Raw genomic sequence first — 20,563 nt, 5'->3', positions numbered from 1 at the left:
GTCATGAGCCGCCTGCGCATGCTGTTCCGCTCCACCGCCGTGCGGCTGTCGGCGCTCTACATCGTCCTCTTTGCGCTCTGCGCCGTCTTTCTCGTCGTCTATGTGACGGCGATGTCCGAGCGGATTTTGGCGCAGCAGGTGCGCGAGGGCCTGAACCAGGAAATCACCGACATACGCGGGGCCTATGATCGCGGCGGCATCAATCTGCTGCTGCGCATGATGGAGCGGCGCGCGCGCCAGCCCGGCGCCAATCTCTACGTCATTGCCGGTCCGACCGGCGAAATGCTCGCCGGCAACGTGCAATCGGTGCAGCCGGGCGTTCTCGACAAGGAGGGCTGGACGGGCATGCCGTTCCGCTACGAGCCCTATACCGAGAACGGCCCGCCGCGTCCGCATCTGGCAACCGCCAACGTGTTCTTTCTCGACAATGGCCTGCGCGTGATGGTGGGCCGCGATCTTGGCGAGCCGGGCCGATTTCGGGGCATCGTGCGCCGCGCTTTGATGGTGGCGCTTGCCATCATGGGTCTTGGTGCGCTGTTCATCTGGTTCGGCATCGGCCGCAATGCGCTGCGCCGCATCGACCGGATGTCGGCAGCCAGCACCAAGATCATGGCGGGTGACCTGTCGCAGCGCCTGCCGGTCGGCGTTTCCGGCGACGAGTTCGACCGTCTGTCGGAATCGCTCAACCTGATGCTGGAGCGCATCGAAAAGCTGAACGAAGGCCTTCGCCAGGTTTCCGACAACATCGCCCACGACCTGAAGACGCCGCTCACACGCCTGCGCAATAAGGCAGCCGATGCCCTCTCCGAAGACAGCGCCGACATTCGCCGCCAGGCGCTCGAGGGTATTATCGGCGAATCGGATCAGCTGATCCGCACCTTCAACGCGCTGTTGATGATTTCCCGCGTCGAGGCAGGTTCGATCGCCGCCGAAATGAGCGCCGTCGATCTGTCGGCAATTTCCGCCGACAGCGCCGAACTCTACGAGCCGGTGGCCGAGGAGGCGGGGCTTTTGCTGACGACCGAGATCGAGCCGGGGCTGATCGTACAGGGCAATCGCGAACTGATCGGGCAGGCGATCTTCAACCTGCTCGACAATGCCATCAAATATGCCTGCGACGGCGGGCATGAGCCGGCAATCCGTGTCCTGTTGTCGCGCTCCGGCGACAGTCTGCAGCTTGCGGTTGCCGATAATGGCCCCGGCATTCCGGCCGACAAGCGGGCGGAGGTCAAGAAACGCTTCGTGCGGCTGGACGAGAGCCGCTCCAAGCCCGGCACCGGCCTTGGCCTCTCGCTCGTTGAGGCCGTGATGGAACTGCATGGCGGGCGGCTGGAGCTGTCCGACACGCATGGCGAGGATGCAGGCCGCCCCGGCTTGACCGTGACGATGGTCTTTCCCGCCCAAAAGCCCTAACTAATCCCGCAAGGGACCAGGGAGGAAGAGATCGTGGCGACACAGGCGATAGGCCTCGGCGACGTGGCGGCGGATGCGTTGAAGCCGTTCAACCAGACGGAGGCGAAGGCGGCTCTTGCCGCCTTGAAGGAGATGGGAAGCCGGGAGCCCGCGATCGCCGGCATGCTGGCTGAGGCGGGGGCGCTCAAGGATTTTTTGGTCGCCGCCTTTTCGCTGTCGCCTTATCTGCGCGACCTTGCAGCGATCAGCCCGGAGCTTCTGGCACGCGCGCTTAAAGCTCCTCTGGACGTCCTGATCGAAGAGGCGATCCGGCGCGCGCGTGTGAGCTGGCAGCCCGATGGACAAGACAGGATACCTAGCGAGGGCGAGGTTATGACGACCCTGCGCCACGCCAAGCGGGAGGTGAGCTTTCTGCTGGCGCTCGGCGATCTTGCAGGCCTCATCGAATGCCGGCAAACGACCCGGTGGCTGAGCCTCTTGGCAGATGCCGCGGTAGCCGCTGCCATCGACCACCTGTTGCTTGCCCATCACCAGAGCGGCAAGCTGAGACTGCCCGATCCGGCAAATCCTGCGGAAAATTCCGGGCTGATCGTGCTCGCCATGGGCAAGCTCGGCGCCTACGAGCTCAACTATTCCTCCGATATCGACATCGTCGTATTTTTCGATCCGGATGCGGCGAGCGTCATTGATCCGCTGGAGGTGACGGAGCTTTATGGGCGCATGATGCGCCGGCTGATCCGCATCCTACAGGAGCGCACCGGCGACGGCTATGTGTTCCGCACCGATCTGCGCCTGCGCCCGGATCCGGGTTCGACGCCGCTTGCCGTGCCGGTCGAGGCGGCCCTCATTTACTACGAGGGACGCGGGCAGAACTGGGAGCGCGCAGCCTATATCAAGGCACGCCCGATGGCGGGCGATCTTGCGGCGGGCGAGGCCTTTTTGCGCGACATGGTGCCCTTCGTGTTCCGCAAATATCTCGACTACGCAGCGATCGCCGATATTCACTCGATCAAGCGGCAGATCCACGCCCACAAGGGGCATGGCGCGATTGCCGTGAAGGGGCATGACGTGAAACTCGGACGCGGCGGCATCCGCGAAATCGAGTTCTTCGCCCAGACCCAGCAGCTGATCGCCGGCGGCCGCATGCCGGAACTTCGCGAGCGCGAGACCGAGGCGGCGTTGAAGGCTCTTGCCGATGCGCAGTGGATCCGCCCCGAGATCGCCGAGGAGCTGACGCAGGCCTACTGGTTCCTGCGCGATGTGGAGCACCGCATCCAGATGGTGCGCGATGAGCAGACACATCGCCTGCCCGACAGCGAAGCGGAGCTGAAGCGCATCGCCTTCATGCTGGGCTTTGCCGATACGGCCGCCTTCTCGGAAAAGCTGGAGGCGGTGCTGCGTACGGTGGAGCGCCGCTATGCCAAACTCTTCGAGCAGGAAAACAAGCTCTCGGCCGGCGATGGCAATCTGGTGTTTACCGGGCAGAACGACGATCCGGAAACGCTGCAGACATTGTCACGCCTCGGGTTCGAGCGACCGGCCGACATGTCGCGGGTGATCCGCACCTGGCATTACGGGCGATATCGGGCGACGCAATCGGTGGAGGCGCGCGAACGGTTGACGGAACTGATGCCCGAGCTTCTGAGCGCGTTCGGGCGCAGCAAGAGAGCCGACGATGCGCTGTTGCGCTTCGACGGCTTCCTGAAGGCGCTGCCGGCCGGCATCCAGCTGTTTTCGCTGCTGAACACCAATCCGGGTCTTCTCTCGCTGCTCGTCATGGTGATGTCGGCGGCGCCGCGTCTGGCCGATATCGTGGCGGCGCGCCCGCATGTCTTCGACGGTATGCTCGATCCGGGGCTGATGCAGGAAATCCCGACGCGGACCTATCTCTCGGACCGGCTGGCATCCTTCGTTGGCGCGGCCCGCCACTACGAGGAGGTGCTGGACCGGCTGCGCATCTTTGCCGCCGAGCAGCGCTTCCTGATCGGCATCCGGCTGCTGACGGGCGCCATTACCGGCAAGCAGGCTGGGCGCGCCTTCACCGATCTCGCCGACCTTGTCATCGATGCGGCACTTTCAGCCGTCATGCGCGAGATGAAGCAGGCGCATGGCCGCTATCCAGGCGGACGGGTGGCCGTGATGGGCATGGGCAAGCTCGGCAGTTTCGAGCTGACGGCCGGTTCCGACGTCGACCTCATCCTGCTCTACGACTATCCCGACGACGTGGCGGAATCGGACGGCGCAAAGCCGCTCGATGCGATGCGCTATTTTACCCGCGTGACGCAGCGGCTGATTGCGGCGCTGTCGGCCCCGACCGCCGAGGGCATCATCTTCGAGGTGGACCTCAGGCTTCGCCCTTCCGGCAACAAGGGGCCGGTTGCCACCCGCATCAACGCTTTTCGCAAGTACCAGCTGGAAGAGGCCTGGACCTGGGAGCATATGGCGCTGTCGCGGGCGCGCATGGTGTGCGGCGAGGAAAGCCTGATGGCCGAGGCGTCCGGCGTCATTGCCGAGGTGCTGGCAGAGCCCACGGATCGGGCAAAAATTGCAGCGGACGTCGCCGAGATGCGCGGGCTGATCGACAAGGAGAAGCCGCCGCGCGACCTCTGGGATCTGAAGCTCATCCCCGGCGGGCTGATCGATATCGAGTTTCTGGCGCAATATCTGCGGCTGGTGGCCGGCAGCGAACCCGCGCCCGGCGAGGATGAAAGCGGGGACGAGAGCCAGACGAACGGCACCGAGGCGGCGCTCAAGCGTCACGGCCCTTCGGTTCTGTCGCCCGACGACCTGGAGACCTGCCTTGCGGCATTGCACCTCTACACGGAGCTTTCGCAGATCGTGCGGTTGTGCGTGGAGGGCTCCTTCGAGCCGAAGGATGCGCCGGCAGGGCTGATCGAGCGGTTGCTGACGGCGGCCGACGCCCCGAGCCTCAAGCTTGTCGAGGCCGAGATCAAGCGGCTGTCGAAGCGGGTTCGGGCAATTCTGCTGTCGACGCTATCGCCGCGGCGGTCTTCTCCTGGGGGATGAACAGGCCGACGACGGTGCCGCATTCGATCTTGGAGCGGATGCGCATCGAGCCGCCATGGAGCGCCACGAGCGAACGGGAGATGGCAAGGCCAAGCCCCGAGCCGCCCTTGCTCTTGGCATACTGGCTCTGCACCTGCTCGAAAGGCTGGCCGATTTTGCCGATGGCCGTGCGGGGAATGCCGATGCCGGTATCGGCAATGGTAAGCTGCAGGCCACGCTCCGACTGATGGGCGCGCAATTCGACGCGGCCGCCCTCGTTGGTGAACTTTACCGCATTGGACAGCAGGTTGAGCAGGATCTGCTTCATGGCGCGCCGATCGCCGCTCATGCACAGGCCCGCATCGACACGCTGGGTCACGGTGATCGACTTCTCCTCGGCCGGCATGGATGTCAGACGTATGCTCTCTTCGATCAGCGGCGCCAGATCGATCGTCTCGCAGACGATCTTCATGTGGCCGGCCTCGATCTTCGACATATCGAGGATGTCGTTGATGACGTTCAGCAGGTGCTTGCCGCTGTCGTGGATGTCGCGGGCATATTCGCTGTATTTCGGCGAGCCGACCGGGCCGAACATGCCGTTCAGCAGGATTTCCGAAAAGCCCAGGATGGCGTTGAGCGGCGTGCGCAGCTCATGGCTCATATTGGCCAGAAATTCCGATTTTGCCTTGTTGGCGGCCTCGGCGCGCTCCTTCTCGGCCTGATAATTGGCGTTTGCGACCGAAAGCTCCGCCTTCTGGCGCTCGAGCTTCTTCTGCGACGACGAGAGGTCGCCGATGGTTGCCATCAGCCGGCGCTCGGATTCGCGCAGGCGCTCCTGGTGGCGCTTGAGAAGCGAGATATCGGTGCCGACGGAAACCATGCCGCCATCTGCGGTGCGCCGCTCGTTGATCTGCAGCCAGCGTTCATCGGCCAGCTGCACTTCGGTGGTGCGCGAAAAGCCGTTGTGATCGGGGTCGGCAATGCGCCGTTCGATGACGGGGCGGGCCGCGGCCGCCGTGACGACGTTCTTTTCCGTCCCGGGCACCAGCACGCTGTCCGGCAGCCCATAGGCCTGCTGGAAGTGGGTGTTGCACATGACCAGACGGTCGTTCTTGTCCCAGAGCACGAAAGCTTCCGACGTACACTCGATGGCGTCCGCCAGGCGCTGGTCGGCCTCGGCATAGCGCTGAGCGAGGCGATGCTGTTCGGTCACGTCCATGGCGATGCCGATGACGTGGGTGCGGCCGCTGCTCGATTTCATCACCTGGGCACGGGCGCGCATCCACACATAGTGGCCGGCGGCATGGCGCATGCGAAACACCTGGTCGATTTGCTTTTCATGGCCGCGCCCGACAGAGCGTGCCAGCGCAAAGAGATTTCCGTCGGAGGGGTGCATCATGCGGGCCGCTTCGCTGAAGGACAGCATGTTGTTGCCCGGCGGCAGGCCGAGCATTTCATACATGGAGCGCGACCAGAACAGGCGGCGGTTGGCGAGATCGAAATCCCAGAGGCCACAGCGGCCGCGTGACAGCGCCGTTTCCACCCGCATGTTGGATTCCAGAAAGATTTCGTCGGCGTCGCGGGCGCGCTTTACCTGCATGTAATAGGCATAGAGGATGACGAGTAGCACCGAGGAGATGCCGGTAAACAGCGTGACGTTGAGCGAAACCTGCTGGCGCCAGAACTGATCGGCGGCTTCCAGCGAGTGGCCGGCGACCACGAGCCCGCCGGCCGGACCACCAATGGCCTTGATGGCGGCATAATGGGGAATGTCGTTGAACCGGGTCTCGATGACACCGTCATCGTCGCCGAAGCGGCGAAGCGCCACCATTTCCGGCAGGAGCGTGTCGAGGCGCTCGCCGATATAGGGGCGTGCCTGGAAGCTGCTGCCGAAAATGCGTCCCGTTGCATCGACCAGGACGATGAAGGCGCCCGGCTGCAGCTTGGTCTGCGGCAGGAAGAGCGCCAGCCGCTCCTCGGCCGCCTTGCGGTCGGAGCTGGCAAAGGGCTGTTCGTGACCGGCAAAGGCTGCCGCACTGGCGGCAGCAAGAAGCGCCGTCGACTGGCGCGCGGCCTCTTCCATGCGCGCCCGTTCCGACACGAGCCCCAGCAGGCGCGAGGCGGCAACGACGGCCAGGAAGGCAATGATCAGGATCGGGATCGAGCGTTTGAGCCAAAGCTCGGCGCTCGGCAGGCGGTCCAGCCGATGCCTGAGCGCCGACAGCATGCTTCCATCCATGGCCGGTAGAGTGAGGCCGTCCGGAAATTTGAAGCGCAGCCGTTCCTCGGCTGCGGTCTCCCGCTGCACGTTCGCCATAGCTCTGATTGATCCCTCGTCGTGATTCGCAATGCCGCTTGCGAACTATGCACAGTGAATCAAAGCCGATTCGCCTTGTCCAGAGCATGTGGTCATAAAATCTTAACCATATGGTCCGGTTTTTGCGTTTGAGTCGTTTTCGCGCAATTTCGCGTGTTTTCGCGGAATCAGAGGCTGCGGAAACGGGCGCTACAACTGAAAAGATTGCAGTCGGCGCCCGCTGAACGTCATTCCTTCAGCATGCGCTCGACAATGTCGCGCACATCGGTGGAGAGGCCGGCCGTGCCGCTGATCTCGGAAAGAGCCGCCCGCGCATGCTCGGCGCGCGCCGGTTCCAGCGACCGCCACGAGCGCATGGCCGTCAGGAGGCGTGCGGCAAGCTGCGGATTGCGCGGATCGATGGCAAGGATCTGGCGGGCAAGGAAGCGGTAGCCTTCGCCATCGGCACGGTTGAAGCCGGTGGGGTTGGAGAAGGCGAAGGCGCCGATCAGCGCGCGCACCCGGTTCGGATTGCCGGCGACATAGTTCGGATCTTCCATCAGTGCGCGCACGCGCGCCAGCGCGGCGTTGCCGGGAATGGTCGCCTGCAGCGAGAACCACTTGTCGAGCACCAGGGCATTGCCTTCGAACCGCTTGAGGAAGGCTCCGAGCGCATTGGCCGTGGCGGCCTGACCGGGGAAGCGATGCGCAAGCACCGTCAGCGCCTGCACCATGTCGGTCATGTTGTCGGCCTCTGCAAAGGCGCTCGACGCACGGTCGACGCCGCCATCCAGATAGGACAGATAGGAGAGGGCGCTGTTGCGCAGCGCCCGCTTGCCGGCGCTTGCGGCATCGGGTGTAAACGGGCCCGAACCGCGCAAGGTGTCAAACAGCTGTTCGAAGGTTTTTGCGCCGGCCTCTGCCACCAGGGCCAAGATGGCCTGGCGACCGGCATGGATCGCGTCCGGATCCGTATTGCCGCCGAGTTCGCGCGCAATGTCGGCTTCGCTCGGCAGGGCGAGCACCTGCGCGCGGAAGGCCGGCTCCAGGCTCTCGTCACCGACGGCTTCCAGAAGCGCCGACAGCAAAGCTTGATCGCAGGTGATGTCGTTGCCGGCGCGGGCATCGCGCGCGGCCTGCATCAGGTTCGGCAGGGCCAGGTCCGTAAGCGCCTGCCAACGCGCAAACAGGTCGCTGTCGTGGCGGGCGATATGGGCAAGGTCTTCCGGCGTCTGGGCAAAATCGAGATTGATCGGCGCCGAAAAGCCGCGGTTAAGCGACAGGACCGGGCGCTTGGCGATGCCGGCAAAGGTGAAGGTCTGCGCGCGCTCCTGAAGATGCAGGACATCGCCCGTTACCTCGCCACCCGACACCGAAGCCGGCTCGGCAATGGCGCCATTGTCCAGAAGCAGCGCGAAGGAGAGGGGGATGTGCATCGGCTCCTTGACCGGCTGGCCGGGCGTGGCGGGAATTGCCTGCTCCAGCGACAGGCTAAAAGTCTGGGCTGCGGCATCGTAGCGTGCCGAGACGGTGACCCGCGGCGTTCCCGCCTGATGATACCAGCGCGAGAACTGCGACAGGTCGCGGCCGCTCACCTCTGCAAAACACGCGACGAAATCCTCGACGGTCGCGGCCTCGCCATCGTGCCGGTCGAAATAGAGGTCCATGCCCTGCTTGAAGAGATCGCGACCGAGAATGGTGGCGATCATGCGGGTGACTTCCGAACCCTTCTCATAGACGGTCGTCGTGTAGAAATTGTTGATCTCGCGATAGGTCGTCGGGCGCACCGGATGTGCCAGCGGGCCGGCATCCTCGGGAAACTGCTCCGACTTCAGGTGGCGCACTTCGGCGATGCGCTTGACGGCGCGCGAGCGCTGGTCCGCTGAAAATTCGTGATCGCGGTAAACCGTCAGGCCTTCCTTGAGGCAGAGCTGGAACCAGTCGCGGCAGGTAATGCGGTTGCCGGTCCAGTTGTGGAAATACTCATGCGCGATGATTGCCTCGATATTGGCATAGTCCTGGTCGGTGGCGGTTTCCGGATCAGCCAGCACATATTTGTCGTTGAAGACGTTGAGGCCCTTGTTCTCCATGGCGCCCATGTTGAAGTCGGACACGGCGACGATCATGAAGATGTCGAGATCATATTCGCGCCCGAAACGCTCCTCATCCCATCGCATCGAGCGCTTCAGCGCATCCATGGCATAGGCGGCGCGCGGCTCCTTGCCGTGCTCCACATAGATTTTCAGCGCGACCTCGCGGCCGGAGTGCGTGGTGAACGTATCTTCAACGACGCCGAGATCGCCGGCGACCAGCGCAAACAGATAGCTCGGCTTGGGGAAGGGATCGAACCAGGCGGCGAAATGGCGCCCCTCGTCATAATTGCCGCCACCGAGGAAATTGCCGTTCGACAGCAGCACCGGATTGGTCGCCTTGTCAGCAATGATGGTGATCGTGTAGGGCGCCAGCACATCCGGCCGGTCGGGGAAATAGGTGATGCGGCGAAAGCCTTCCGCCTCGCACTGGGTGCAATAGACGCCGCTGGTGCGGTAAAGCCCCATCAGCTGCGTATTGGCTTCAGGGTTGATGACGGTGATGACCGTCACCTCGAAGGGAGCCGTCTCCGGCAGGTCGCGGATCACGAGGCTGTCCGGCGTCACGTCGAATTGGGCGGCCGGCAGTTCGTTCTGGTCGAGCCGCAGTTCGGCAAGCGTCAGCTCGTCGCCATCGAGGATGAGCGGTGCTTTGCCGTCCGCACCGCGCCGACGGTGAAAGATAAGGCGGGCTTCCAGTCGCGTGGCCGTCGGATCCAGTTCGAAGGTCAGATCGACACGTTCCAGAACGAAGTCAGTGGGGCGGTAGTCTGCCAGATGGACGATCTGACCCGTATCTGTGCGCATGTTATTTCCTGGTCTGGACTTGGCAAATGGGGCCGAATATTTCGTCGACGGTGAGGAAGCGGCCACGAATATTGCACTGAAAACTGAATGATTGCTAAAACTCGGCCCAAAGGCGACCGATGTCGAGGCCTGCAGCCGCAATTTTTCCAGATTGATCGATTCATCACAAGAGATGATGATTCAGGTCGGCAGTTTGGGTTACTGTCGAGACTTCCTGAGTCCTTATATTCCTTTGGTCGGTTCTGTCAGGTCCGGCGGCGAGTTAGCGTTATGAGTCCCGAGGCCCATGATCCCTTGCGGGGGATTGCCATGAAAATTCTGTCCGTCATCGTCTTTCTCGGCATGCAGACATGCATCAAGGCGGCCGGCGACGGTATTCCCGCCGGCCAGATCACCTTTTACCGGTCTGCCTTTGCGCTGGTGCCGATCCTCATTTATCTCGCCATGCGCGGCGACCTCAACACCGCCTTTCGCACCAGTAGCCCGTTCGGACACCTGAAGCGCGGCGTGCTCGGGATTGGCGGCATGGCCTGCGGCTTTTACGGACTCATTCATCTGCCGCTGCCCGATGCGATTGCCATCGGCTATGCCTCGCCGCTGATGGCGGTCATCTTCGCCGCGCTGATCCTGAAGGAGACGGTGCGCGTCTATCGCTGGACGGCGGTTGCCATCGGCATCTTCGGCGTGCTGATCATTTCCTGGCCGAAGCTTTCGCTGTTCAGCCATGGCGGCATGGAAAGCGGTCCGGCCATGGGAGCTGCCTCCGTGCTGCTGGCGGCGGTGCTCGGGGGGCTCGCCATGGTGCAGACGCGCCAGCTGGTGCGCACCGAGAAAACCTCGACCATCGTGGTGTATTTCTCGCTGACGGCTGCGGTGCTTTCGCTGCTCAGCCTGCCCTTCGGCTGGGCGGAGTTGTCGACCGAGGTCAAGATCTTCCTCATTGCCTCCGGCTTCTTCGGTGGCCTGGGGCAGATCTTTCTCACGGAAAGCTATCGGCATGCGGATGTCTCCACCGTCGCGCCGTTCGATTATTCCTCGATCATTCTTGGCATCGTCATTGCCTATGTGCTGTTCGGCGACGTGCCGACGTTCTCCATGCTGATCGGGACGGCGATCACCATTTCGGCCGGCATCTTCATCATCTACCGCGAACACCAGCTGGGGCTGGAACGCAAAGCGGCGCGGAAGGCATCCGCGCCGCCGGCCTGACTTTTTAAACGGGATAATTGTTCAGAGTGGAATGCCGCTCGACTGCGTAACGGTGCGCTCGCAGGCGCTGGCCGCGCAGGTGAACTCGCGGCTGGCGCGCACGGCAGCGCCGATGGAGGCAAAGGCATCATACATGCGCAGCAGGGGGCGGATCGAATGCTTCATCGACTGTGGTCTCCGGCATGTCCGGCAGCGCTGATAAGCCTAGTCCGGACCTCAAATTGCAATCCACTGCGGTGCTTCAGTCTTTTCGACCGGTTTCAGCGCTCGCGAAAATCGGCAAAGACTGCGGTCGGACGCGTCAAGCTGCTACGGCGCGACAAGGCGCGCGCGGTCAGCTGCTCATGCGTCGCAGAGCCGAAGCTGTGATACCCTTGCGTGGAGCGGGGCGAAAGACCGGCGAGACGAAGGGTCTCGAAGCCGGAATGAATGGGGCGAATGCGCGTGGTCATGGCCTTGGTTCCTGTACCGTTTTCCTCCCAAGACACAGTGTTTATATTGCACTGCGGTATGGATTCGGCAACGGGAGAGAACGGTGCGCTGCCCTGCGTCTAACGCATGGCTCGTTTCATAAAACATTAACGCTGCGCAATTTCGCGGCAGTCAGCCTGCGAGGCCCTGCTTGAAGCTGAGAAGATCCTGCCAGGCGAGCGCCTTGTTGGCCGGCGCCGTCAGAAGATCCTGTGGGTGAAGGCTGGCAAGCGCTTTCACCGAAAGGCCGCCCAGGACGAGGTTGCGCCATTCGCCGCGCAGGCTGAAAATCGTGCCGTCGCTGTCAAAGAAGAAGCGCACGGTGAAATTGCCGAGCAATAGCAGGTGCTGCGGCCTTGCAAGCGCGATCTGCCGCTCGATGAAGGGCCGGCAGATTTCAATTTCGGCGGGAGAGGGCGGACGGTTGCCCGGCGGGCGCCACGGCACGACGTTCGATAGATAAACACTCTCGCGCGACAGCCCGATGGCCGCCAGCATGCGGTCCAGCAACTGGCCCTGGCGTCCGGCAAACGGCGTGCCGTCACGGTCATCGTCGGCAGAGGGCATCGGGCCGACAACCATGATGCCGGAGGATGGATTGCCGGCGCCAAAGACGGTGGACCGTGCGCCGTTCTTCAGGTTGCAGCCGGAAAACGCTTCAAGCGCTGTCTTCAGTTCCTCCAGCGAGCCTGCGCCCTCAGCCGCAAGCCGGGCGGCGGCGACTGCTTCCGCGTCGGGAATGGCAACGGCGGCCGTCGGTGCCGGCGACCGCGGCGCAGGCGCCCGCGCCTCTGTCTGTCCCGGGCTGCGGCGGCCGTTGTCCGAAGGCGCCGCTGCCGGCGGCGGCGTGCGATCGCGCATCTGGGCGGCGCGGGCCGCCTGTTGCTCGGCAAAGGCTGCAATGCGATCGACGGGCGCATCCTCAAGCAGCCATTCGACGCCGGAATCGGCATAGAAATGCAAAAGGGCTGCAAGTTCTGCCGGGGCAAGGTGGCTGGCTTCGATCATGCGGCCACTCTAGCCGATCTGACCTGCCGGTTAAACCCGCCTGGCAGCCGTTCTCCCCGGCGAACTTGCCTCAGGCGGCCCATTGCGCAATGTCGCCGCTCTCGCCGATCAGCGCCAAGCCATGGGCAATCGACAACAGCTCGCCGCCGCTTTCGATGCGCCCGGCATCAAAACGGCGCGTGAAAATCTGGCGCACGGCGGGCACGAAGGAGGTGCCGCCGGTGAGGAAGACCTTGTCGACGGCATCGGCCGGCGTATTGGTCTTCTGAAGAACCTCGTCCAGCGCCTCTTCGATGCGGGCCAGATCGTCGGCAATCCAGGTTTCGAAATCGGCGCGCTTCACCAGCTTTCTGCCGGCCTTTCCGAGCGGCGAGAAATTGAACTCTGCTTCCTCCTCCTTCGACAGGGCCATCTTGGTGGCCGAGATCGCCTGGTAGAGGGGATAGCCCTCATCGTGCTCGATCAGTTCGATGAAGAGTTCGAGCTTTTCCGGCTCGCTTGCCGAGCGCACCAGCGATTGCAGATCGGCAAATTCGCGCGTCGTCTTGAAGATCGACAGCTGGTTCCAGCGGCCGAAATTGGCATAGTAGCCCGCCGGCACGTCGAGCAGCTTGCCAAAGCTCTTGAAATGGCTGCCCTTGCCGATCTCCGGCGAGACGAGATTGTCGATCAGCCGGTAATCGAAGTGATCGCCGGCGATGCCGACGCCGGAATGGCCAATGGGGACGGCGCGCAACTGGCCGGCGTGGCGCTCGAAGCGGATGAGCGAATAGTCGGTGGTGCCGCCTCCGAAATCGGCGACCAGCACGTTTGCATCCCGCTCCAGCGACTGGGCAAAGTAGTAGGCGGCCGCCACCGGTTCGTAGACATAATGGATTTCGGGAAAGCCGAAGCGGGTCAGCGCCGCCTGGTAGCGCTCGATCGCCAGCTTTTCATCCGGGTTGCCGCCGGCAAAGCGCACGGGACGCCCGACCATCAGGCGCGAGATCTCCTCAGGCCAGCCGTCGCCGGCGTAGGTCTGTAGGCGGCGCAGGAAGATCTCCATCAGATCCTCGAACTGCTGGCGTCGCGCAAACACCTGGGTGGCCTGGAAGGCGGCGCTGGCGGCAAAGGTCTTGATCGACTGCAGGAAGCGGCAATCGCCCGGATTGTCGATGAACATGCGGATCGCCGCCTGTCCCGCTTCCACTTTCAAGGCCTGGGCGCCGAGGTTTTGATCCTTCATGAAGGATAGCGCCGTGCGCATGCTGTCCGTCACGCCGGCGCTGCTGGTGAAATCCAGCGAGCGGGTGGTGCTACCGCCAGCTTCAGCCTGCGCCAGAACGGTATTGGTCGTGCCGAAGTCGAGCCCGAGCGCACGTGCCATGGCCGTCATCCTTCCTGTCAAATATGCCTGAGGCGGCGCGCCGCAAGCGCGCCGAACGCAAAGGGGCGACCGGCGCCCCGCCTTTATGGTGAGGGGGCGCTGATCGCACAGGACAAGGGACTTGGCAAGTCGCTCTCGTTGCAAAGGGCGTCAATCCGCGCTTGTTCCAAGACGGCGCGGATTGACTTGGGGCTCCCCTATTCGGCGGCGGCTGCCGGCGTGTGGTGGCCGAGCCCTTCGGAATTGGCCGGGGCTTCGGAATGCGGCCGGCGCGTAAACAGGCGCGTCACCGCCCGGCCCATGCGGTCCATCTCCACGAAGATGACCGGCGTGATGAACAGCGTCAGCAGCTGCGAGACGAGCAGGCCGCCGACCACGGCAATGCCGAGCGGCTGGCGCAGTTCCGAGCTGGCGCCGGAGCCGAGCGCGATGGGCAGGGCCCCGAGCAGCGCGCAGAACGTCGTCATCATGATGGGCCGGAAGCGCCGCACGGAGGCTTCGTGGATGGCAACGGCTGCTGTCTCGCCCTTGTCGCGGATCAGTTCGACCGCCACGTCGATCATCATGATGGCGTTCTTCTTGACGATGCCGATCAGCATCAGAAGACCGATCAGCGCGATGACGGAGAGGTCGAAGTTCATGATCTTCAAGGCGAGCAGCGCACCGAAGGCTGCCGCCGGAAGGCCGGACAGGATGGTGAGCGGGTGGATGAAGCTTTCATAGAGCACGCCGAGCACCACATAGATGGTCAGCACGGCCGCAAGGATCAGAAGGCCGGTATTGCCCTGCGAATCCTTGAAGATCGCCGCCGTGCCGCCATAGGAGGTGAAGACGTCCACCGGCATGGCAAGGCCTGCCTTGATCTCGTCGATGCGGGCGGTTGCCTGGCTGAGCGAAACGCCGTCGGGCAGGTTGAAGGAGACGGTGGTGGAGACCAACTGGCCGGTCTGGTTGATGGTCACCGGCGCCTTCTTGCGCTGCACGGAGGCGAAGTTGGAGAGCGGCACCAGGCTGCCATTGGACGACAGCACATTGATGTCGCGCAGGAACTCGTCGTTCCAGGGCTTGTCCTTGTCGAACTCGACGATGACGTCATAGCTGTCGCCGGTGGACTGGATCTGCGCGGCCGTGTAGCCGCCGAAGGCCATTTCCAGCGTCTGGCGCAACTGGTTGTTGGCAACGCCATAGGCGGCTGCCTTTTCCGGATCGACGGTGATGTCGGCGGCAATCGCACCGTTCTGCGCGTCCGAGGTGACGTCGGTGAAGCTGCCGTCCCGGCGCATGGCCGTCTGCAGCTTGTCGGCCCATTCGTCGGTGGCGCTGGCATTCAGCGCCTGGATGACCAGCTGGTACTGGCTGGCCGTGCTGCGGCCGCCAAAGCGCAGGCTCTGCTGGGGCGTGATGAAGGTCTTGATCCCGGCGATCTTGCCGGTTGCCCGGCGCAGCTCGTCAATCGTCTGGGCAAGCGGCGCGCGCTCATCCTTGTCCTTCAGTTCGACGAACATCGAACCGTTGTTGAGGGGGCTGCGCGAACTGCCGCCGACGATGGAAGTGACATGCTTGACCGCCGGGTTCTTGCCGATGATGGCCGCCACCTGTGCCTGCAGATCCCGCATGGCCGTGTAGGAAATGTCTTCGCGCGAACGGGTGGACACCGACAGGCGCCCGATATCTTCCTGCGGGAAGAAGCTGGAGGGCAGGGTGGCAAACAGCCAGCCGGACGCGCCAAGCGAGGCGAGAAAGCTCATCAGCACGATGAAGCGGTGCCGCAGGCACCAGGCAACGGCTGCCCCGTAACCGGCAAGCGTGCGATTGAAGCCCGCATCGAACCAGCGGATGATTGCGGGCGGGCGGCTGGAATGGGCGGAAAGCCGTGCGCCGAGCATCGGCGTCACGGTCAGCGACACCAGCGCCGATGCCATGATGGCAAGCGTGACGACCATGCCGAACTCGTTGAACAGGCGCCCGACGACGCCGCCCATCAGAAGGATCGGGATGAACACGGCCACCAGCGAGATGGACATGGACAGGATTGTGTAGCTGACTTCCGAGGCGCCTTTCAGCGCCGCCTCGCGCATCGACATGCCCTCTTCGGAAAGCCGCAGGATGTTTTCCAGCATGACGATCGCATCGTCCACGACAAGGCCGACGGAGAGCGTCAGCCCGAGAAGCGAGATGTTGTCGATGCTGTAGCCCATCACATACATGGCGCCGAAGGTGGCAATCAGCGACAGCGGCACGGCAAGGCCCGGAATGAGGGTCGCCGTCAGATGGCCGGTGAAGAGGTAGATCACCAGCACCACCAGGGCGATGGTGAGGAAGAGGGTGAACTGCACGTCGCTGATGGCGTCCTTGATGGACGTCGAGGCGTCGTTCATCACGTTGATATGCACGGATGGCGGCAGTTGCTGCATGAGCGCCGGCAGCTTGGCCTTGATCTCGTTGACCACATCCACCGTGTTGGCGTCCGGCTGGCGCTGGACGGCGAGAACGATCGCCTGCTTGCCGTCATACCAGCTGCCGGCATCGAGATTCTCGACGCTGTCCTTCACCACCGCGACATCGCCCAGATGGACGGGAGAACCGTTCTTCGTGGCGATCACCAGCGACTTGAACTCGTCGGCATTGGTGCGCTGGGTATGGGCGTTGATCGTCAGCTGCTGGCTGGTGTTTTGCAGCGAGCCGACCGGGGTCTGGCTGTTGGCATCGGAAATGGCGGAGGTGACGGTATCGACGCCGAGCCCGCGGGCCTGCAGATTGGCCGGGTCGAGTTCCACGCGCACGGCATAGGTCTGCGAGCCGTAGATGCTGACTTCCGCGACGCCGGACAGGGTGGACAGCAGCGGCGAGATGACGTTCTGCGCGATATCATCCACCTTAGAGCGCGGCATTTCATTCGAATTGATGGTGAGCAGCAGGATTGGCGCATCGGCCGGATTGGTCTTGCGATAGCTCGGTGCCGTCGTCATGTTGCTGGGCAACTGGCGGGTGGCCTGGGAGATTGCGGCCTGCACGTCGGCGGCGGCGGCATCGATGTCGCGGTTGAGATCGAACTGCAGGACGATCGACGTATTGCCGAGCGAGTTGGTGGCGCTGATTTCGCTCACACCCGGGATCGTTTCGAATTTCTTGATGAGCGGCGTGGCAACCGAGGTTGCCATGGTTTCCGGCGAGGCACCCGACAGCGAGGCCGACACGTTGATGGTGGGAAAATCGACCTTCGGCAGGGCTGCGACCGGCAGCAGCCGGTAGCCGGCAAGGCCTGCCAGAACAAGGCCGATGGCCAGAAGAATGGTGGCAACCGGCCGGTTGATACAGAAGGCAGGGATCATGGTTTGATGCCTCCGGTCATCGAGGTCGCATCGGCGACAGGCAGCGGCCGATTGGCATCGTCGCCGGAGAACTGTTCAATGACCGACTGGCCGTTGGCGAGCTGGACCTGGCCCTCCACCACGACATGATCGCCGTCGCGCAGACCCTCGGCAATCGCCGTCTTGTCGCCATTGGCGCGGATCACCGTGACGGGCGTTGCATGCACCTTGCCGGTGCCATCCACCGTATAGACGAAGGAGCCGTCGGCGCCGGGGCGTACGGCCACTGTCGGCACGATGATCGAGCGGTCGCTTGGAGTAAAATGGGCGGTGACATTGACGCTCTGGCCCGGCCAGAGAAGCCCCTTGTCGTTCTTGAACTGTGCCTTGACCAGCACGGTGCCGGAGCTCTGGTTGACGGCATTGTCGAAGAAGACCAATTTGCCGCTGTCGACCACGCCGCCCGTTGCGGCCGGATCTGCATCGACCGCAGCGCCCGTATCGATGCCGACACGCAACTGCGGCAGGTAACGCTGCGGCAGTTGGAACGCGACCGAGATCGGGTCGTAGCGGGTGATGGTGACGATGGTGGCGCCGGCGCTGACATAGGCGCCCTGGCTGACGGCGATGTCGCCGAGGCGCCCGTCAAACGGCGCGCGGATATCGGTGTGCTCGAGCGCCACCTCATCCACGGCAAGCGTTGCGCGGTCGGCATCCACCTTGGCCGCGGCCTGGTCGCGCGCTCCCTTGGCCTGTTCGAAGCTCTGCTGCGACTGGACATTCTGCTTCAGCAGGTTTTCAGCGCGCTGAAGCGCGGCTTCCAGTTCCGCAAGGCTTGCCTGGTCGCTGACGATATTGGCCTTGTCCTTGGCAACGGTTGCAGCAGCAGTGCGATCGTCAAGCTTTGCGATCAGCGTGCCGGCTTTCACCTCGTCGCCATCCTTTGCGGCAACCGAGACGACGAGACCCTGCTGGAGCGCTGCAATCGTGGTCGTTTCATCGGCCTCGGCCCAGCCGGTTGCGGCAACGTCGAGGGCAAGAATGCCGGTGGTGGCGGGAATGGTCTTGACGACGGATGGTCCGCCGCCACGCCGACCTTGGCCTGCGGGTTTTCCGCCGCCCTGACCCTGGCCCTGACCTTGACCCTGATTTTGCGCCTGTTCTCCGCCCTGGCCTGCCGCCTGCTCGCCCTTGCGACGCTGGCCCTGGGCCTGGTCACTGCCGTCGCCCTTCGAAGCCACCGCTGAGCCGTCGCCCGGAATGCCGCCGAAGCCGGCGGCTGCGGCCAATTGCTTGACGGAGGGGATGCGCAGGTAGGATGGCAGGGCATCCTGAAAATACCAGGCGCCCGCTGCGCCGATTGCGATAATGCCGGTAAAGGTCCAGAGCTTTTTCATGAAGGGGCCCGGTGCGTCGATGATCTTCTGTCGACATTTCCGCACTGCGAAACGTCGACAGAAGAAAACGCCCAAAGCCTGGCGAAATCACCTTAAATTCCGGTAATGTCGTAGAAAGATGAACAACCGCCGCGAAATGTGCTTTCGCGGCGGTTACTTTCGTCAGAGAGACTTTGCTGCACCGCCGTCGACGCGGATCATCGAGCCCGTCAGATAGGCGGCCGGCGCCGAGCAGAGGAAGGCGCCGACCGAGGCGAATTCCTCGACCGTGCCAAGCCGGCCGGCGGGGATGGTCTTGATGGAGGCGCTGCGCACCTCGTCCAGCGACTTGCCCTGGCGCTTGGCATTGGCGCCGTCCAGTTCATCGATGCGGTCGGTATGAATGCGGCCGGGCAGGATGAGGTTGGCGGTGACGCCATGGCCGGCGATTTCGGTTGCCAGCGTCTTGTTCCAGCCGACGAGCGCCCCACGCAGCGTGTTGGAGAGCGCGAGATTGCCGATCGGTTCGATGACGCCGGAGGAGGCGACCGTGAGGATGCGGCCCCAGCCCTGTTCCTTCATGGCCGGCAGGAAGGCGTTGGTGACCGAAATCACGCTCAGCACCATGCTCTGGAAGAACAGTTCCAGCTTGTCGGCATTCATGTCTTCGGCCGTGCCCGGCGTCGGGCCGCCGGTGTTGTTGACGAGGATGTCAACGCCGCCAAGCTTTTCGGAAACGGCCTTCTTCAGGGCTTCGACCGCATCCGGTTCGGCGAGATCGGACCAGATCCAGTCAGCCTTGCCCTTGCCCTCGGCGTTGATCGCATCGCAATTGGCCTGAAGCCGGTCGCCGCTTCGTCCGCTCAGAAGTACATGTACGCCTTCGCGGGCAAGAGCGGTTGCAATGCCAAGGCCAAGGCCGCGCGAAGAGGCAAGCACGAGGGCGCGCTTGCCGGAAATGCCGAAATCCATCAAATAATCCTTCCTGAGACTAAATCTGCTGCGCCAAGCTTACCAAGCGGCAGCTCCGGTTTCAACGCGGCCAGCCCCGCTAACGGTGCAGCGGCACGTCAGCCGGGGGCATAGGACGGCGTCCTGCGGCGATCAATGGGTGGAGCCGGATGGCTCGTCGGCATCGAGGAACGAGCGAATGCCGTCGCGCTCCACGGTTGCCAGGAATTCCTCCCAGGCGTCACGGTCCGTGGCAAAGGGTTCGTCCCAGGAGGTGACATCATCATCCTGGCTCACCACCTCCATTTGCCAGTCCTGCTGGGTGCCGGCGGGGCGGAAGATATCCACAAGCACCGTGATACCATCATCTTCGAATTCGCCGGAGAATTCGGAATGTTCGAGTTTCGGTTCCTTGGCCATGAGGGGGCGTTCCTGAATTTCATAGGTGCTGCGATAGGAGGCAAAACGCCCGACGATTGCAAGCTGCAAGCGGACGCGATACCCGGTTATCAGCCGCCAAATGCCAAGAGGGCCGCGCATCTTTTCGAGGGCCTGCGCGTTTGGCCTCGTTCATAGAGCTCGTTTGCGGCACGGGCGACATCAAACGGACATGGGTGAGGATGAGTATCCCGAAAGACGAAGACGAGGCATTTGCGCTATTCGACAGTCTTCAGCCGGTCGAGCCCGGCGCGATCCACGGGCTCTGGCGCGGCCGTGGTCTTGCGACCGGCCATCCGCTCGATGGCGTGCTCGAAAATCTGGACTGGTACGGCAAGCGGTTCCATCCGGACGGGCGCGCCGATGCACTGCTGTTCTTCTGGGATGATCGTCGGCTGATCCCGGTCGATCCGGCCGGCGTGCCGCTGCGCCTTGGCCTGCGGTTTGCCCGGTTCGGGCGCCGCCCGATCGCGCGAAACCTGTTTTCCTATCTGATAAAGGCGCTGCGTGCGCGAACAACCGTCGCTGCCCTCAGAACCCAGCGCTTCCGCGGCGTCGCAAGCGCGGCCATGGCCTATGACCGACAGCCGATCATCGATCACTTCCGCAAACTCGATGATGACCGTCTCCTGGGCGTCATGAGCATTGCGGGCTATACGCGGCATTACTTTTTCTGGCTTGATCGCGTGAAGGGCCAGGAGGCGTAAGGAAAACTCGCTACCGCAAGGCCTTGCAGGCTTTGGCGCCGGTCAACACCCTTGAGACTTCCTTATATTGACGTGAACGTAAACGTAAGATAGCTTTTTATGGAAAACGAGGAG

The 20,563-nt window shown here is 63.3% G+C and carries 14 protein-coding genes; 4 read left to right on the top strand and 10 right to left on the bottom strand.

Going from position 1 to position 20,563, the window contains the following annotated elements; all coding sequences use genetic code 11:
• Nucleotides 1-3: 3 nt before the first annotated feature.
• Both J2858_RS01975 and J2858_RS01970 read left to right on the top strand, forming a co-directional pair.
• Nucleotides 4-1,413 (top strand): sensor histidine kinase, encoded by a 1,410-nt coding sequence (locus J2858_RS01975; protein WP_210103066.1) that lies wholly within the window; start codon nucleotides 4-6, stop codon nucleotides 1,411-1,413.
• A gap of 30 nt (nucleotides 1,414-1,443) precedes the next feature.
• Nucleotides 1,444-4,440: a bifunctional [glutamine synthetase] adenylyltransferase/[glutamine synthetase]-adenylyl-L-tyrosine phosphorylase gene (locus J2858_RS01970; protein WP_210104091.1), complete on the top strand. Its 2,997-nt coding sequence runs from the start codon at nucleotides 1,444-1,446 to the stop codon at nucleotides 4,438-4,440.
• On the opposite strand, the gene J2858_RS01965 is transcribed toward J2858_RS01970, so the two are convergent.
• Together J2858_RS01965 and pepN are read right to left on the bottom strand one after the other, a co-directional pair.
• Nucleotides 4,364-6,736, bottom strand: coding sequence for a PAS domain-containing sensor histidine kinase (locus J2858_RS01965; protein ID WP_210103065.1), 2,373 nt, complete (start codon nucleotides 6,734-6,736; stop codon nucleotides 4,364-4,366). The genes J2858_RS01970 and J2858_RS01965 overlap by 77 nt on opposite strands.
• A 227-nt stretch (nucleotides 6,737-6,963) precedes the next feature.
• Nucleotides 6,964-9,612: an aminopeptidase N gene (gene pepN, locus J2858_RS01960; RefSeq protein ID WP_210103064.1), complete on the bottom strand. Its 2,649-nt coding sequence runs from the start codon at nucleotides 9,610-9,612 to the stop codon at nucleotides 6,964-6,966.
• Between the two features lie 270 nt (nucleotides 9,613-9,882).
• Here pepN and J2858_RS01955 point away from each other — a divergent pair, with 270 nt between their 5' ends.
• Complete coding sequence (locus tag J2858_RS01955; RefSeq protein ID WP_210103063.1) at nucleotides 9,883-10,821, top strand: DMT family transporter; 939 nt, start codon at nucleotides 9,883-9,885, stop codon at nucleotides 10,819-10,821.
• A 21-nt stretch (nucleotides 10,822-10,842) separates the two neighbouring features.
• On the opposite strand, the gene J2858_RS01950 is transcribed toward J2858_RS01955, so the two are convergent.
• The 8 genes from J2858_RS01950 to J2858_RS01915 all read right to left on the bottom strand — a co-directional run bounded on the left by J2858_RS01950 (nucleotide 10,843) and on the right by J2858_RS01915 (nucleotide 19,724).
• Entirely contained in the window at nucleotides 10,843-10,986 is a 144-nt protein-coding gene (locus tag J2858_RS01950) for a hypothetical protein (RefSeq protein ID WP_210103062.1), read from the bottom strand.
• A gap of 95 nt (nucleotides 10,987-11,081) precedes the next feature.
• Nucleotides 11,082-11,273, bottom strand: a complete 192-nt coding sequence (locus J2858_RS01945; RefSeq protein ID WP_210103061.1) for a hypothetical protein — start codon at nucleotides 11,271-11,273, stop codon at nucleotides 11,082-11,084.
• A gap of 151 nt (nucleotides 11,274-11,424) precedes the next feature.
• Nucleotides 11,425-12,300, bottom strand: a complete 876-nt coding sequence (locus J2858_RS01940) for a uracil-DNA glycosylase (protein ID WP_210103060.1) — start codon at nucleotides 12,298-12,300, stop codon at nucleotides 11,425-11,427.
• A 70-nt stretch (nucleotides 12,301-12,370) separates the two neighbouring features.
• Nucleotides 12,371-13,666 carry an Hsp70 family protein gene (locus tag J2858_RS01935; RefSeq protein WP_210103059.1) on the bottom strand — a complete coding sequence of 432 codons (1,296 nt, stop codon included), beginning with the start codon at nucleotides 13,664-13,666 and terminating at the stop codon, nucleotides 12,371-12,373.
• 197 nt (nucleotides 13,667-13,863) lie between these two features.
• On the bottom strand, nucleotides 13,864-16,998 hold the full coding sequence (locus tag J2858_RS01930; RefSeq protein WP_210103058.1) for an efflux RND transporter permease subunit: 3,135 nt from the start codon (nucleotides 16,996-16,998) through the stop codon (nucleotides 13,864-13,866).
• Entirely contained in the window at nucleotides 16,995-18,374 is a 1,380-nt protein-coding gene (locus tag J2858_RS01925; RefSeq protein ID WP_210103057.1) for an efflux RND transporter periplasmic adaptor subunit, read from the bottom strand. The genes J2858_RS01930 and J2858_RS01925 overlap by 4 nt, the downstream gene beginning before the upstream one ends.
• A 162-nt stretch (nucleotides 18,375-18,536) precedes the next feature.
• Nucleotides 18,537-19,325, bottom strand: a complete 789-nt coding sequence (locus tag J2858_RS01920; RefSeq protein ID WP_210103056.1) for an SDR family oxidoreductase — start codon at nucleotides 19,323-19,325, stop codon at nucleotides 18,537-18,539.
• 132 nt (nucleotides 19,326-19,457) lie between these two features.
• On the bottom strand, nucleotides 19,458-19,724 hold the full coding sequence (locus tag J2858_RS01915) for a hypothetical protein (protein WP_210104090.1): 267 nt from the start codon (nucleotides 19,722-19,724) through the stop codon (nucleotides 19,458-19,460).
• Between the two features lie 200 nt (nucleotides 19,725-19,924).
• Here J2858_RS01915 and J2858_RS01910 point away from each other — a divergent pair, with 200 nt between their 5' ends.
• Nucleotides 19,925-20,449, top strand: coding sequence for a DUF4334 domain-containing protein (locus tag J2858_RS01910; RefSeq protein WP_210103055.1), 525 nt, complete (start codon nucleotides 19,925-19,927; stop codon nucleotides 20,447-20,449).
• The last annotated feature ends 114 nt before the right edge of the window (nucleotides 20,450-20,563 follow it).

Origin of the sequence: Neorhizobium galegae (assembly GCF_017877135.1) — a bacterium.
GTDB classification, from domain to species: Bacteria; Pseudomonadota; Alphaproteobacteria; order Rhizobiales; family Rhizobiaceae; genus Neorhizobium; species Neorhizobium galegae_A.
This window is presented reverse-complemented; position numbering and strand designations above follow the sequence as displayed.